General features: G+C 39.2%; 13 protein-coding genes. All 13 read right to left on the bottom strand.

Annotation, left to right across the window (positions count from 1 at the left end; translation table 11 throughout):
* Positions 1 to 19: 19 nt before the first annotated feature.
* The 13 genes from MW695_RS05565 to MW695_RS05505 all read right to left on the bottom strand — a co-directional run bounded on the left by MW695_RS05565 (position 20) and on the right by MW695_RS05505 (position 15,568).
* A complete protein-coding gene (locus MW695_RS05565; protein ID WP_247104060.1) occupies positions 20 to 790 on the bottom strand; it encodes a class I SAM-dependent methyltransferase in 771 nt (256 codons plus the stop codon).
* 19 nt (positions 791 to 809) lie between these two features.
* A complete protein-coding gene (gene mutL / locus MW695_RS05560) occupies positions 810 to 2,657 on the bottom strand; it encodes a DNA mismatch repair endonuclease MutL (RefSeq protein WP_247104059.1) in 1,848 nt (615 codons plus the stop codon).
* Positions 2,658 to 2,673: 16 nt separating this feature from the next.
* Positions 2,674 to 5,268, bottom strand: coding sequence for a DNA mismatch repair protein MutS (gene mutS / locus MW695_RS05555; protein ID WP_247104058.1), 2,595 nt, complete (start codon positions 5,266 to 5,268; stop codon positions 2,674 to 2,676).
* Between the two features lie 117 nt (positions 5,269 to 5,385).
* On the bottom strand, positions 5,386 to 5,955 hold the full coding sequence (locus MW695_RS05550; RefSeq protein ID WP_247104057.1) for an outer spore coat protein CotE: 570 nt from the start codon (positions 5,953 to 5,955) through the stop codon (positions 5,386 to 5,388).
* Between the two features lie 343 nt (positions 5,956 to 6,298).
* Complete coding sequence (locus tag MW695_RS05545) at positions 6,299 to 6,721, bottom strand: YlbF/YmcA family competence regulator (RefSeq protein ID WP_247104056.1); 423 nt, start codon at positions 6,719 to 6,721, stop codon at positions 6,299 to 6,301.
* On the bottom strand, positions 6,718 to 8,346 hold the full coding sequence (gene miaB / locus MW695_RS05540; RefSeq protein ID WP_247104054.1) for a tRNA (N6-isopentenyl adenosine(37)-C2)-methylthiotransferase MiaB: 1,629 nt from the start codon (positions 8,344 to 8,346) through the stop codon (positions 6,718 to 6,720). Before miaB ends, MW695_RS05545 begins: the two co-directional genes overlap by 4 nt.
* A gap of 311 nt (positions 8,347 to 8,657) precedes the next feature.
* The gene (locus tag MW695_RS05535; protein ID WP_247104052.1) at positions 8,658 to 9,524 is read right to left on the bottom strand and encodes a 2-oxoacid:ferredoxin oxidoreductase subunit beta; all 867 of its coding nucleotides are present in this window, start codon (positions 9,522 to 9,524) and stop codon (positions 8,658 to 8,660) included.
* Entirely contained in the window at positions 9,525 to 11,267 is a 1,743-nt protein-coding gene (locus MW695_RS05530; protein ID WP_247104158.1) for a 2-oxoacid:acceptor oxidoreductase subunit alpha, read from the bottom strand. It lies immediately after the preceding gene.
* Between the two features lie 334 nt (positions 11,268 to 11,601).
* Positions 11,602 to 11,862, bottom strand: a complete 261-nt coding sequence (locus tag MW695_RS05525; protein ID WP_035343845.1) for a stage V sporulation protein S — start codon at positions 11,860 to 11,862, stop codon at positions 11,602 to 11,604.
* 201 nt (positions 11,863 to 12,063) lie between these two features.
* A complete protein-coding gene (locus MW695_RS05520) occupies positions 12,064 to 12,864 on the bottom strand; it encodes a TIGR00282 family metallophosphoesterase (RefSeq protein WP_247104050.1) in 801 nt (266 codons plus the stop codon).
* A 74-nt stretch (positions 12,865 to 12,938) separates the two neighbouring features.
* On the bottom strand, positions 12,939 to 14,513 hold the full coding sequence (gene rny / locus MW695_RS05515) for a ribonuclease Y (RefSeq protein ID WP_373646700.1): 1,575 nt from the start codon (positions 14,511 to 14,513) through the stop codon (positions 12,939 to 12,941).
* 148 nt (positions 14,514 to 14,661) lie between these two features.
* Entirely contained in the window at positions 14,662 to 15,327 is a 666-nt protein-coding gene (locus MW695_RS05510) for an OLD family protein (protein ID WP_247104049.1), read from the bottom strand.
* Positions 15,317 to 15,568 carry a V-type ATPase subunit a family protein gene (locus MW695_RS05505; protein ID WP_247104048.1) on the bottom strand — a complete coding sequence of 84 codons (252 nt, stop codon included), beginning with the start codon at positions 15,566 to 15,568 and terminating at the stop codon, positions 15,317 to 15,319. Before MW695_RS05505 ends, MW695_RS05510 begins: the two co-directional genes overlap by 11 nt.
* Positions 15,569 to 15,575 lie beyond the last annotated feature (7 nt).

The raw sequence follows: 15,575 nt of genomic DNA, 5'->3' as shown, positions 1-15,575 counted from the left end.
GATTTTTGGAAATTCAAACCTATTTTTCAATAAAACCGTAATGAAATGTCGCATGCTGTCTTTTAATAACATGAAACGCAAACCGTTCAAAACGTTTACTTTGGAAATGATCCTTTAAAATAACCCGTTTCTTGGCAACTCTTTTCGCTTCACGAATTGTCTCAAATGTAAGGTCATCATAAAAGGCAAAGCTCTTCAATCCCTTCATCCCAATCGATTCAATGTTGCTCTCAAACATCGGATCAAAATAGATCACATCATAGCTTTCATCCTCGCACCCCTGTAAAAAAGTGAAGTGAGATTGATGAATGACTTCGATTGCCTTCATCGCATTAAGTAAATAAGGTTGTCCGTCTTTCCAGTTATACAATCCATATCGAACAAGATAGGCTAAAATACGGTTTGCTTCAATACCAGTCACATAACCACTCTCACCAACAGCGATTTTAGCTACTAGGGCATCTGCAGCTAATCCCAATGTACAATCAAGAACATTCATTCCTTTTTGTAAGCGACCAACCTCAACGAGTGGATCATATCCTGTTTTCAAAAATTGCTTCACCCGAAACATGGCTGAATTAGGGTGATAAAAGAAAGGGTGTCCACCATCTTTAGGATATAAGGTTAACCGATCTTTTCCGACAACCAGTACATCTTCTTTGTACTCATTTACGAGAGTTGAGACTGACTGATCATCACGCAAAAAATAAGTTGCACCTAAACCTCGACTCATTCTTTCAGTCTCGTTAGCAAGTGTTTTTATTTGTTTCCTAGCTGTTGTAATTATCACATTACTCTCACCTTTTCCCTTACATGATTCTTTTAAACATCTTTTCAATTGAATACGTAGAAAAGTGAACAATAATAGGCCGACCGTGAGGACAAGTAAACGGATCACCGCTTTTACGCAATGATTCTAATAACGCATACATTTCATCATGGCGCAAATGGCGATTCGCCTTAATAGCTGCCTTACACGACATTAAGATTGCCGCTTCTTCACGGAGCTTCGCTAAATTGATTGATTTATAAGATAATAAATAATCAATCATCTCTTTAATCGTTTCTTCTTCATACCCTTTTGGAAACCAACTTGGATGAGATTTTACAACATAAGACTGATGTCCAAAAGGCTCTAAAAAGATACCTACTGCTTTTAAATCATCTATATGCTCAGAAATGACATGTGCTTCTTGCACCGTATACTCAAAGGTAATTGGTACCATTAACTCTTGTACTTGCCGCGTAACTTGACCCACTTTATCACGGAAATATTCATACTTAATCCGCTCCTGGGCAGCATGTTGGTCAATTAAGTACATTCCTGTATCATTTTGGGCGACAATATACGTCCCATGCATTTGTCCTATTGGATAAAGTGTCGGAACGCGCGATGCTGGATTCTCTTTATTATCTAAATCCCTCTCTTGCACTCTCTCTTCTATCTCACTGTCTTGTTCCTTAGTATCATGATGGAGCTGATGGTTTGTCCCTTCTTGAAAAGAATAACTGACAGACTTACTATAATCGAACGTACTAGTGGAATTATGATCATCTTCAATCGTTCTATCCATTTCATTCTGCTGTTGCTCCAAGTTTAAACTTAACTGCTCCTCCTTTACAGTAGGTTCAAAAGAACTTCTCTGACGAGTATCCACCTCTGGAATAAGTGTTTCTTTCTTAAATGCTTTTTGAATCACTTCCGTTAGTAACTGCGAAAGCTCTTCTTCCTTACTTAAACGCACTTCTAGCTTAGCAGGATGAACATTCACATCAATGAGCTGAGGATCCATATTAATTGAAAAGACTCCGATCGGATATCGGCCGATTGGAAGTAACGTATGATACCCTGCTTGTATTGCACGAGCTAAGGCAAAATTTCGGATATAGCGCCCATTAATAAAAATCGAAATATACTGCCTCGATGCACGATTCACTTCCGGTTTAGCGATCCAACCTTCAATTTCATAATCTAGCGATCGGCCATTAATTTCAACCATTTGCTTGGCAACTTGACGGCCATAGATGGAAGCTGCAACTTGGCGAACATCACCATTACCCGCGGTCCGTAAAACGTCTTTCCCATCATGTCGATAATGAAAGGCAATAGTCGGATGAGCTAGTGCAAGACGGTTAATGACATCACTAATGTTACCAGCTTCTGTATGAACGGTTTTCACATATTTTAATCGAGCAGGTGTATTATAAAAAAGGTTTGTGACAACTACTTCCGTACCTTTACGAGCTCGTGCTGCATTTTTCGAGACGATTGTACCACCTTCTAATTTCAATTCAATTCCCTTTTCTGCCCCCGTACTCGTTAGCATTGTTACGTAAGAAACAGATGCAATACTCGGTAGTGCTTCTCCACGAAACCCTAATGTAGAAATATGGAATAAATCACGATCATGTTTGATTTTGCTCGTCGCATGTCGGAAGAAGGCTGTTTCAACATCATCATCGTCCATACCTTCACCGTTGTCAACAATGCGAATGTGAGAAAGGCCTCCTTCTTCTGCTTCGATTAATATGGATGTGCTATTTGCATCAATTGCATTTTCAATTAATTCTTTTACAATCGAAGCAGGGCGTTCGACAACCTCACCTGCTGCGATCTTATTAGACAACGCTTCATTTAACCTAATTATTTTAGCCATCGAACCCCACCTCTTTCTATTTGATTAACTTCTGTAAATCATTAATGAAATGAAGCGCTTCTAAAGGGGTCATATGTAAGACATCCTTTTCACGTAGCTTCTTCGTAACTTTGTCAGACGTATCGTTCCGTTTGAATGATTTCCCTCGTTCTGCTTCAATATGCTTGTCAGAAAACAAAGACAGCTGCTCGGGCTGACTTTGATTCTCCTTCACGACACTATCTCTGTTTAGCAGAGGAGTCGATTCTAACTGTTTTAATAATTCGTCTGCTCTTCCCGTCACTTCTGCTGGTAACTCAGCAAGCTCAGCAACATAAATCCCATAGCTTCTGTCAGCTTGTCCATCAACGACCTTATGAAGAAAAACAACCTTTCCTTCTTCTTCCACAGCAGAAACATGAACATTTTTTAAGTTTTCAAGAGAGCCTTCTAAAGCCGTTAGCTCATGATAATGAGTTGAGAACATCGTTTTGGCTCGGATTGTATCATGTATGAATTCAATAATAGCTTGCGCTAATGCCATACCATCATAAGTTGACGTTCCACGACCAATTTCATCTAATAAAATCAGACTATTCTCTGTTGCTTTTGTCAGTGCATACTTTGTCTCTAGCATCTCAACCATAAACGTACTTTGACCACTTGCTAAATCATCTGCCGCACCGATGCGTGTAAAGATTTGGTCAAAAATAGGCAGTTCAGCCGATTCCGCTGGAACATAACAACCTATTTGTGCCATAACAACAATTAAGGCAAGCTGACGCATATACGTACTTTTCCCCGCCATATTCGGTCCGGTTATGAGCAGCATCTCACGCCCCTGCTCCATAAGGAGATCATTTTGTACATACTCCCCTTTTTTTATGACGGTCTCAACGACTGGATGACGTCCAGATTGAATCGCAATTTCGTTCTTGTTTGAAAACTGTGGTTTCACATATTGCGCTTCCTCACTAATTTCAGCGAATCCACTAAGGACATCAATTTCACTAATAGAATGGGCTAATGCTTGAACAATTGTTACGTACTCCTTTGCAGCTTCTCGAATGCCGACAAATAAATCATATTCTAGTTGGGTAAGTTTATCTTCTGCTTCTAAAATTAACGCTTCTTTCGCCTTTAATTCAGGTGTAATAAAGCGCTCAGCGTTCGTCAACGTTTGCTTACGTTCATAGCGACCTTCCTCTAGTAAATGAACATTGGCCCTTGTCACTTCAATATAGTAACCGAAAACACGGTTATAGCCTACTTTTAACGTCTTAATCCCTGTTTCCTTACGTTCTTTCTGTTCTAATTCTGCAATCCATTGCTTCCCATTACGACTAGCATCTCGGTATGTATCTAGTTCATCGTGGTAGCCTTGACGAATCATTCCACCATCTGTCACAGAAATGGGTGGATCATCAACTAGACTTTCCTCTAATAGATCTAACAGTTGTTCTACCTCTTCATCATTGTAAAACCAAGCATTAACTTTTTCTTTTAAAAGTGGAATGCAATGCTCTTTAATGGCAGGAATACATTGTAACGAGCGTTTCAGCTGTACAAGTTCTCGGGCATTTACACTTCCATACGCAATACGACCAGCTAAGCGTTCAAGGTCATACACGTGTCGTAGCTCATCTCTAAGCTCATTTCGTACAAAATAATGATCTTTGAATGCTGTCACGATTTCTAGACGACCCTCAATCTCCTTCAAGTCAACGAGAGGACGATCAATCCAGCTTTTCACAAGTCTACCACCCATCGCAGTGACTGTTTTATCAACAACAGCTAATAAAGACCCTGCCTTTCTCTTTTCACGTAGCGATTCTGTCAGTTCTAAATTTCTCTTTGTATGGGAATCCATTTTTAAATAAGAGTTACTAGGATAATAAATAACAGGCTGTAAATGCTCCAACGATCTTTTTTGCGTACGAATTAAATATTGCAATAGACGACCGAATGCTTGAATGAGTTTATGAGATTGTAAGTTTTCACATAAATGATCATATCCATTCAAGATATCATATTCATCCTCGACAGAAATCGTAAACTGTTTTCGTTCTTCTAGTTTCAGTTTCAAATCTTCTGTTAATGTTGAGGCAATGACGACTTCTTTCGTACCGCTGTTTATCAATTCATGAATGACTTCATCAAAATCATCTTCAAATAATGTAACCGCACATTCACCGGTCGTTAAGTCTGCACGCGCTACTCCATATGAACCATCTTCAAACGCTGTTACCGCAACTAAATAGTTGTGTTCTTTCTCTTTAATCATTTGTCCATCCATGACAGTACCTGGAGTTAATAGCTTCACGACTTCGCGCTTTACGACTCCTTTTGCCTGTCTTGGATCTTCAACTTGTTCACAGATCGCGATCTTATAGCCTTTTTCAATTAACTTTGACACATACGCGTCTGCAGAATGGTATGGTACACCGCACATCGGTATCCGCTCATCCCCTTGGCCTCGGCCTGTTAACGTAATCTCAAGCTCTTGTGCAGCAAGCTTAGCATCTTCATAGAACATTTCATAAAAATCGCCGAGACGAAAAAATAAAAAGGCATCTGTATACTGAGCCTTGATCTCTAAATATTGCTTCATCATTGGTGTTACTTGTGCCATCCGTTTCCCTCCACCGTCCATTAATCGCTTTTATTATTATAGCATAGACAATGTCTGAATCACATGATAGACGACAGAAAAACCGAGCAAGCCTCTAATTGGACCTGCTCGTTTTCCTTACTTCTCAAATTCACCGTGAAGAAAATTCGGATCAAGTCTTTCATATTCTTCATCACTGACTTGGTCTGAGTAATCTTCTATAGGATAATCTTCAACGATTCCATTTGGGTTAACAGCTACTGCCACTTTTGTTTCCCCAATACATTCAACGACAAACTCTCGTTCCACTTGCACATTCACATTCGATCCCTCTTCAGCAATCGTTGCTTCAAGTGTATTTGGTTGCTGAACCGCACGAGCTATAACATCCATTTGATTCGATAGAACGTTGTCATCTCGCATCGTTAAACCCACTTCATCAGTGTAAGTAACGGTTTGAGTGGCAACATCAGTCTTTGTATTTTGATTATACGAATACCAGACATTAATATCATAGCTTCCTTGCACGACGACAGTGTCACCCTGCTTCTCAGCTGTATATTTATGATTAATGATCCAGCAGCCAAGAATGCTTGACGGTTTGTGTGAAGGGCTAATCGTATGAGTTGCATCTAAAAACTTACGACCTTTACCACATACCGCTTTTGTAATAATTTCACGATAATTCACATTTTCATTTTGAGACATGAAACTAAACCCTCCTCTTTCTCATATCGTATCGAGTTGTCGGTCGCTCGTACGGCTTTTGCCTTATTCGCTCCGCCAATTCCTTCACTGACATCCTATGCAGGGCGAATGACCAATGTGCAATAGAAAGTAACAAGATGAAAGCAAAGTATTATCTCTAACACGATATGTGAACATAAATGAATTTAGTACAGAAAATATAAAAAAGAGGCTATAGAATAAAAGAAGGGCACTGATGAAGTTTGGTTTTTAACTTGTTCGACACCCTCAGAAAAAAGCAACACTCACTTAAAAGAAAAAACTGGTATGAAAAGCAATAATGCCTTCCTTACCAGTTAACCTTTTATTGACAGCTATCGAATGGGCTTTTCGTTGTTCTTCGTTTCAAGATATCTCCGCCCATTGATGTAATAATTTCATCCGTTACTGACTTTGAAATTGTATTAGAAACCATTTGTAGTAACTCATTTACTTCAAGCTGGCTTTCTTTAAATTCTTGTACGAGTGGAATTTGGTCAATTTCTTCATGTAAAGCATCAATTTGTGCTTCTACTTCTTTTAACGCTTCTGATTTTCCATAATGTTGCAAGTTTACAGCTTCTTTTTGTAGCTTCTTAATCTTAGCAATTAACTCTTGAATCTTAACATGCTCATTTATTTGCTTTTCAGCTCGCTTGAAGAAATCAACCTCTTCTGTACTAGCCATCATTTTGGCAAGCTCTGTTGCCTTTGTGCGTATTTCTTGTCGTGTATATCCTTTTGTCATGACCTTACCTCCGCCATCTCAACCATTTCTCCTGTTAATGACCATGTTTTTGCTTCAGTTACTTTTACATATACAATTTCCCCAATGACTTCTTTAGGAGCTATGAAATTCACTAGACGATTCGTCCGTGTACGACCAGCTAATACATCAGGATTCTTCTTACTTTCACCTTCCACTAACACTTCAACAATTTGATCTTGATACGCTACATTTTTCTTTGCTGAAATGTCGTTGACAAGGGCATTTAGCCGGGCTAAACGCTCGCGTTTCACTTCCATCGGAACATTGTCCTTCATCTTCGCAGCTGGTGTACCTTCTCTAGCTGAATAAATATACGTATACGCGCTATCAAACTCAATTTCTCGTACTAACGATAACGTTTCTTCAAATTGTTCTTCTGTTTCATTTGGGAAGCCGACAATTAAATCCGTTGTAAATGAAGCATTGGGTATCGCCATTTTAATTTTATGAGCAAGTTCTAAATATTGCTCACGTGTATATTTTCGAGCCATTAGCTTTAAAATAGCAGTGCTTCCATGTTGAACTGGTAAATGAATATGCTCGACTAGATTTCCACCCTTTGACAACACTTGAATTAAGTAATCATCGAAGTCACGAGGGTGACTCGTTGTAAAACGAACACGTGGAATATCAATCTTATGAATTTCGTCCATTAATTGTCCTAATCCATATTCAACATCTTCTAAATCTTTTCCATATGCATTTACATTTTGACCGAGCAGAGTAATTTCCTTATAGCCCTGACGTGCAAGATCACGTACTTCAGCAATAATATCTTCTGGACGTCTGCTGCGTTCCTTCCCACGTGTATAAGGTACGATACAATACGTACAAAACTTATCGCAGCCGTACATAATATTCACCCACGCCTGAGTCTTCCCTTGACGAGCACGTGGCATATTTTCTACGATGTCTCCTTCTTTTGACCATACTTCAATGACCATTTCCTTGCCTAGTATAGCATCATGCAATAAATGTGGCAGCCGGTGAATATTATGTGTACCAAAAATTAAATCAATATGCTGGTGCTTTTGCATAATTCGATTAACGACATTTTCTTCTTGCGACATACAGCCACAAACCCCGATAATAAGTTCAGGACGTTCCAGTTTTAATGGTTTTAAATGACCAATCTCACCAAATACTTTATTTTCAGCATTCTCCCGTATCGCACAAGTATTAAGCAAGATCACATCCGCTTCCTCTGTTTCTTCAGTTGCTTCAAAGCCCATTTCCAGTAACAGACCAGCCATATTTTCAGAGTCATGTGTGTTCATTTGACAGCCATATGTGCGTAAAAGAAATTTCTTACCAGCCCCAATTCCTCTCATCGTATCTGGAATTAAGCTATCTGGACGAAGAACCTGAACTTCTTCTTTTCCTCTTCGTTTACCTTGACGATAATCAGGCTGTTCTAAGATCGAAATATCTCGCCCTGCAATGCGAATGACCTTTTTATTGTCTTCCTCAGAAATGACCTTAGCATTGGAAAAGTCAAAATACTTACTATAATCTTTTTGGCTACCACCAGAGGATTTTAAGTCCTGCGTAGCACCTTTTTCGTTTGCATTCGTTACTTTTCCTAGTCGTTGCTCTTCATTCATATTAGCTCTCCTTTCTTTCGAATAACGCGATTAAAACAAACATACAATAAATAATTATAACCCGTTTATTCGCTGTACACAATGAAGCTGAAACAAAAGTATTTTCATAAATGAGATATCGAACAAATACACAGTGTTGAACATAAACCACTCCTGAAATATACTTCGCTAAATTCTCTATATGTTCGGATTCTCAGCTAAACTTTTTTTATGTCCCCGACTCTTTGTTTTTTATAACAATTATTAAGCATACCTACGCAATTCGGCAAATAGAATTATCTATTCAGAATATCCTCTATTAAAGGAATGAATTACATAAACTCATTCATTAGCTCGTTAAATTTCGCTTCTTCCATTTTCAAGTCTTGCTTTGACAATGGTTTATCATCATATCCATTAATTAACTCTTGGTAGGAAGGTTGCTCTTTATTTTGATAGATTAATCCTGTTACGAGACCATCATGCTCCATTAATGTTTGCATCGCGAGCAGGCGATTCGACGGATCATACTCTTTTATATCATCCAATTTTGTTAAGTTCTCTTTGAACCATTCATACGTGTTTACTTTATTGAAAGTCACACATGGACTAAAGACATTAATAAGCGAGAACCCTTTATGATTGATCCCTTCTTCTATTAAAGCGACTAAGCCTTTTAAATCACTTGAAAAGCTTTGCGCAACAAAAGTCGCTCCAGCTGTCAAAGCCATCTCCATCACATTTAACGCTGATTCAACAGACCCACTAGGAGTACTTTTTGTTTTAAAGCCCATTTCACTTCTCGGTGATGTTTGACCTTTTGTTAAACCATAAATTTGGTTGTCCATAACAATATACGTCACATCAATATTACGACGAATGGCATGGATGGTATGTCCCATACCAATCGCAAATCCGTCCCCGTCTCCTCCAGATGCAATAACGGTTAAATCACGATTGGCCATTTTTACCCCTTGAGCAATCGGAAGTGCACGTCCGTGTACACCGTGAAACCCATATGAATGAATATAACCTGAAATACGTCCAGAACAGCCAATACCTGATACTACTGCTAACTCCTCTGGCTCAAGTCCAATATTTCCAGCCGCTCGTTGTATCGCCGCTTGAACGGAGAAATCTCCGCAACCAGGGCACCAATTCGGTTTAACTTTATTACGAAAATCTTTAAATGTTGCCATCTAGACCAACTCCTTGCATGCTTGATGTAGCTCATTAGGTAAAAACGGATTTCCGTCATATTTCAGAATGCTCTCAATCTTCGCATTTGTCACATTCATTTTAATAATAGATGCAAGTTGTCCAGTAGCATTATGCTCAACGATGACTACCTTCTTCGCCTTTTTCATCTCAAGTTCAAGCTCTTCTTTAGGAAACGGGTGAAGTAATCTCACTTGGACATGGTTTGCTTTTATACCATCATTCGCTAAACGTGGAATTACCTCTTGAATCGTCCCTCTCGTAGAGTTAATACCAATAACAAGTAAATCGGCTTCCCTATGCTCCGAATGAATAAATAAAGGGTGATTAAAACGTTTGTTCAATTGATTGAGCTTACGCATTCTTTTATCCATTTGTGCTTTTCGATTTTCCGGTGATTCAGAAGGCTTTCCTACCTCATCATGCTCGACCCCCGTCACATGATGAATACCATTCTTTGTCCCAGGTAAGACACGATTTGAGACGCCCGACTCAGTCACTTCATAACGTTTAAAATAAGACTTTTCCTCTCGTTCTGGAATCGTCTCTTCTGTTTCAATGATGCCACGTCTAATCTCAAATTGATTGTAATTTAATGGTTCAACCGATTGCTTCCCAAGAGATAACGCTAAATCTGTCACTAAAATAACTGGACATTGATATTCTTCCGCTAGGTTAAACGCTTCAACCGTATCATAAAAGGCCTCTTCAACTGTACTTGGAGCCATGACAACCTTCGGAATATCACCGTGAGTACTAAAGAGAAGTGCCATCAGATCAGATTGCTCTTGCTTTGTCGGTAAGCCCGTACTCGGTCCTCCACGTTGTGTATCAACAATGACTAGTGGTTGCTCCGTCATTCCAGATAACCCTATAGCTTCAGCCATTAATGACAGACCAGGTCCAGCAGAAGCCGTGAAAGCACGAACACCAGCATAGTTGGCTCCGATTGCCATAGTACATGCTGCTATTTCATCCTCTGTTTGAATAACCGTCCCCCCGAACTCAGGTAGCTTTTCAATTAAATATTCCATAATTTCAGAAGCCGGAGTAATCGGGTATGCAGCCATAAAACGACTACCTGCAGCAATCGCTCCAAGTCCAATGGCATCATTGCCAATCATAAACATCCGTTTTTGTCCATCAGCATCTGCTAGCTTGTAACCTTCCAACGTATCTCCAATTCGCTCCTTAACAAAGTTTGCACCAGTACGTATCGCTTCCATGTTTTTTTCAACAATCGATTCACCTTTACGAAGAAAAAGGTCTTCCACTACATTCTTATAAGAAGATGGTTCAAGACCGATAATCGCACTTGTAGCTCCAACAGCAACCATATTCTTCATTAATGAAGTTCCCAGTTCCGTCGCTATTTCAGTAAATGGTATATCGATTAATGTCAAATTGTAGTGATCGGGAAGAACGGGCTTGAACTTTGCATCAGCAATGATTATTCCATCTTCACTAAGTTCATGAATATTTACATCAATTGTTTCTTGATCAAACGCTACTAAGATTGTCAAATCATCAGAGATGGAATGAACAGGCGATGTACTTACACGTATTTTGTTATTTGTATGACCACCTTTTATTCTTGATGAAAAATGTCGGTATCCATACAAAAAATAGCCTAAGCGGTTTAATGCCGAGGCAAATATTTCACCAGTACTTTCAATACCTTCACCTTGTTGTCCGCCAACTTTCCATGACAATTGCTCCTTCACTTTTGTTCCACCCTTCTTATATTTATCTATTATAAAAGTAAGTTGTTTCATAATTTTCATTTATACCTTAGCAATCGTAGCATATTCCTATCTAATTTACTAGAATCATTCAAATTGTAAGTGAGGCTAGACCAAAATTTTTTTCTGTATGAGAATCCGAACAATCGGTGCAAATAAGCCACTCCTGAATAATACTTCGCTTTCAGCAGGAGAGTATCTACGATGAAAGCCATTATCATCGTTATATCTTTTACATGAAAATGAAAAATAGCTACCTAACTGATTAATCAGCTAAGTAGCTACTTCTGTCAATCGACTAATCTGATTGACTGACCTATCTAGGCTCAACAATTAACTTCATTGCAGTTCGTTCTTCACCTTCAATTTCAATGTCGGTAAAAGCAGGAATACACACTAGCTCAATCCCACTTGGTGCAACAAAACCACGCGCAATTGCAATTGCTTTAATCGATTGGTTTAACGCCCCTGCACCGATTGCTTGAATCTCTGCAGCACCCCTTTCCCTAATCACACCTGCTAAAGCACCAGCTACAGAATTTGGAGTAGATTTTGCCGAAACTTTTAAGACTTCCATTTTTGTGTACCTCCTCTTAAACGGATACGTGTAGGTTGTCCATGAGTCCTAGTATTTTCATGATTACGACAGTCCAATTGGTTCACAACCAATTGCACAAGATGCAATATCTAGTTCATTTTATTTCAACAATTCGAATCATATTCCAAAAATATTCAAGCAACCTAAAGATCCTTTAGTTAAACGTCCTAAACGATAACATTATTCCATCATGTTTAATGGTTGGTCATCATTAATTTGAATACGAGAAACCTTTTTGGCAAACCCGGTTTTGCTGTCTAAATCAATGACAACTGCACTTAATTGCGTGCGACCAGCTGCTACTTCAAATCGGACAGGTAATGTTGTCAAGAACTTATGAAGAACCGCTTCACGATCAACACCCAATATTCCATCATAAGGACCTGTCATACCGACATCAGATAAATAAGCAGTACCTTTTTCCAAAATTCGTTCGTCAGCCGTTTGGACATGTGTATGCGTTCCAATAACTGCACTCACTCGTCCATCTAAATACCAGCCCATCGCCTGTTTTTCACTTGTAGCCTCTGCATGAAAATCCACAAAAATAAAAGGTGTGCGTCTTGACACTTCTTCGAGAATCTCATCAGCCTTCTTAAACGGACAATCTAATGCAGGCATAAACGTTCTCCCCATTAGACTCACTACTGCCAATTCGATTTCATTAAAACGCACATAAGTATATCCTTTTCCGGGCGTTCCATCAGGGTAGTTTGCTGGCCTAACCATATGTTTCGCTTGTGAAATAAATTGAAAAATATCACGATTGTCCCACGTATGATTCCCAAGTGTAATTGCCTGTGCACCAGCATCTAGAAACCCCTTATAGATTTTCTCAGTTATCCCTTTTCCTGATGCTGCATTTTCACCATTAATAACCGTAAGTGTTGGCTTAAACTGTTTTTTTAGTTTTGGCATATACTCTTGAACCATTTGACGTCCGGGTGCTCCGACTACATCCCCAATAAATAAAATTCTCATACATTCTCCTTCCATCAAAAAGCTTCCTTACTTTTCCTTCCATCTATAAAAGAAAGTGGCGACAAGTCGCCACTTTACTTTGCATATTCAACAGCTCTCGTTTCACGAATAACCGTAACACGAATATGACCTGGATAATCCAACTCATCCTCGATTTTCTTCGTAATGTCACGAGCAAGCTTATGAGCAAGTGCATCGTCAACCACATCTGGTCGAACGAGAATACGAACCTCACGTCCCGCTTGAATTGCATAAGTTTTCTCTACACCTTCAAAGGATTCTGAGATCTCTTCAAGCTTTTCCAAGCGACGAATATACGTTTCGAGCGTTTCTCGACGTGCACCTGGCCGTGCGGCAGACAGAGCATCTGCAGCTGCCACTAATGTTGATATAATAGATGTTGATTCTGTATCACCATGATGAGAAGCGATAGCATTTATGACCGTTGGGTGCTCCTTATATTTCGTAGCTAGCTCAACGCCAATCTCAACATGACTACCTTCTACTTCATGGTCAATCGCTTTTCCAATATCATGCAATAACCCAGCACGCTTGGCTAATTTCACATCTTCACCAAGTTCTGACGCCATCAAACCAGCTAAATGTGCCACTTCCATGGAGTGCTTTAACACATTCTGGCCATAGCTCGTTCTAAATTTCAAACGACCTAAAATCTTAATTAAATCTGGATGTAAGCCATGAATTCCCATTTCAAAGGTCGTTTGCTCCCCATACTCTCGAATTGACTCATCGACTTCACGACGAGATTTATCAACCATTTCTTCAATTCGCGCAGGATGTATTCGACCATCTTGCACTAATTTTTCAAGTGCGGTTCGAGCTATTTCTCTTCGAATTGGGTCAAATCCTGATAAAATCACAGCTTCTGGTGTATCATCGATAATTAAATCAATACCTGTAAGCGTCTCAAGAGCACGAATATTACGTCCTTCTCGACCAATAATACGACCTTTCATCTCATCGTTTGGAAGTGAGACAACAGACACCGTTGTTTCTGCAACATGGTCAGCAGAACAGCGTTGAATGGCTAATGATAATATCTCTCTTGCTTTCTTATCTGCTTCTTCTTTCGCTTCTACCATTCGTTCCTTAATCATATGAGCTGTTTCATGAGCAAGGTCTTGCTCTAACTCATGACGAATAGTTTCACGCGCTTCTTCGCGGGTTAATCCGGACACTCTTTCAAGTTCCAATTGTTGCTGCTTCCGAATTTCCTCCACTTTGTTTTCCATCTCTTCAATTTGGCGTTGTTTTTTGGTGAGAGATTCCTCCCTTTTTTCCAAAGATTCCTCTTTCTTATCTAAGGTTTCACTCTTCCGGTCAAGAATCTCTTCTTTTTGAACCAAACGATTCTCTTGTTTTTGAATCTCATTTCTGCGTTCACGAACTTCACGTTCAGCCTCAGTACGAATTTTATGAACATCATCCTTTACTTCAAGGATCGCTTCTTTCTTACTCGTTTCAGCATCACGCTTCGCATCTTCCACAATTTGTTTAGCTGCAAATTCCGCACTAGTAATTTTTGCTTCGGCAATGGATTTTCGAACAAGATATCCAACAACTGCAAATACGATTGCAGAGACAACAAGCAAAGCGGAGAAGAGGATTACATCTATTTGAAAGCTCACTCTTTCACCTCCTCTTGCTATCTAATTGTTGGGTGTCATTTTTCATACTTTCATGAAACATACATGTAAAATGATCGCGATTAAGATAAAAATTATGATAATAATCGCATTCCACTTAATTTTAAAGCTCAACTAATGCATTGTCAAGCTAGTCAACATTTGAAACTTCACTGATCCCGTCTTTCATGCTCACCTCGTAAGCTAGATCACCTGATTGTGCAAGGTGATAATTATGAGTAATCATAATTATTTGGCGATTAAACATCGTGCTTAATGATTTCAAAAATTCGAATAAAGCGTGCACATATTCTCCTGAAACGTGCTTCCCTGGCTCATCTAACAATAGGGGGCCTTCACGTTTTGGGTGAATGGTTTCAATTAAAGCAACCCTTAACGCTAATGTTACAATATCAACGACGCCACCGCCCCTGGCATCTTGTGGCTTTGTTTTCACCTTTATCCCTTCATATTCCGAAACAACATAAAATTCTGCAATTGGTCTCGTTCCATGTTCGTCAATTTCAATTTGAAATGAAAATAAGGGCCCAAATATGTATTGAAGAGCGTTTGTGACAAGCGTTTCAATTTGCTGTTTTGCCTGTTCTCTTGCATATTCAGCAGATTGTTGTAAAAGCAAACGAGCCTTCTCATACGTATCAATCGTTTTAAAATAAGAATCGAGCTCCGCTTTCTTAGCGCTAATTTGCTCCACAAGTAAATTCCTACGTTCATCTAGACGATTCCACTTTGTTAATGCCCTCTCATATGTCTCCTTCAATTGATTATAGTGTTCTTGCTCGTTTTCAACTGTCATGATCAATCAATTCCTTAGGGATCAATTCCCACGTTTCCTTGAGAGTCTTTTCAATCGTTTGCTCTAAACGATTAATCTCAGATTCTAGCTCTTCTGGTTTTACACCTAATTCATCTAATTCCTCAAGTAATCGTGATTTTTGATTCTCAAGCTCTTCTAATTTGGCCTCTGCACGGTACTTAGTATCTCTTGCTTTTTCTATCGCTTTTTTCATTTGTTCAAGCTGCTGCTCTACGGACATATGAACC

Origin of the sequence: Halalkalibacter sp. APA_J-10(15) (assembly GCF_023017105.1) — a bacterium.
Lineage (GTDB): Bacteria > Bacillota > Bacilli > Bacillales > Bacillaceae_D > Halalkalibacter.
Note: the sequence above shows the minus strand (reverse complement) of the source record. Positions and strands in the feature narration are given on the sequence as shown.

What these genes read in the sequence shown, in the direction of transcription:
- mutL (WP_247104059.1), bottom strand. Translation starts at nt 2,657, where the DNA reads ATGGCTAAAATAATTAGGTTAAATGAAGCGTTGTCTAATAAGATCGCA.
- mutS (WP_247104058.1), bottom strand. Translation starts at nt 5,268, where the DNA reads ATGGCACAAGTAACACCAATGATGAAGCAATATTTAGAGATCAAGGCT.
- MW695_RS05550 (WP_247104057.1), bottom strand. Translation starts at nt 5,955, where the DNA reads ATGTCTCAAAATGAAAATGTGAATTATCGTGAAATTATTACAAAAGCG.
- MW695_RS05545 (WP_247104056.1), bottom strand. Translation starts at nt 6,721, where the DNA reads ATGACAAAAGGATATACACGACAAGAAATACGCACAAAGGCAACAGAG.
- miaB (WP_247104054.1), bottom strand. Translation starts at nt 8,346, where the DNA reads ATGAATGAAGAGCAACGACTAGGAAAAGTAACGAATGCAAACGAAAAA.
- MW695_RS05535 (WP_247104052.1), bottom strand. Translation starts at nt 9,524, where the DNA reads ATGGCAACATTTAAAGATTTTCGTAATAAAGTTAAACCGAATTGGTGC.
- MW695_RS05525 (WP_035343845.1), bottom strand. Translation starts at nt 11,862, where the DNA reads ATGGAAGTCTTAAAAGTTTCGGCAAAATCTACTCCAAATTCTGTAGCT.
- MW695_RS05520 (WP_247104050.1), bottom strand. Translation starts at nt 12,864, where the DNA reads ATGAGAATTTTATTTATTGGGGATGTAGTCGGAGCACCCGGACGTCAA.
- MW695_RS05510 (WP_247104049.1), bottom strand. Translation starts at nt 15,327, where the DNA reads ATGACAGTTGAAAACGAGCAAGAACACTATAATCAATTGAAGGAGACA.
- MW695_RS05505 (WP_247104048.1), bottom strand. Translation starts at nt 15,568, where the DNA reads ATGTCCGTAGAGCAGCAGCTTGAACAAATGAAAAAAGCGATAGAAAAA.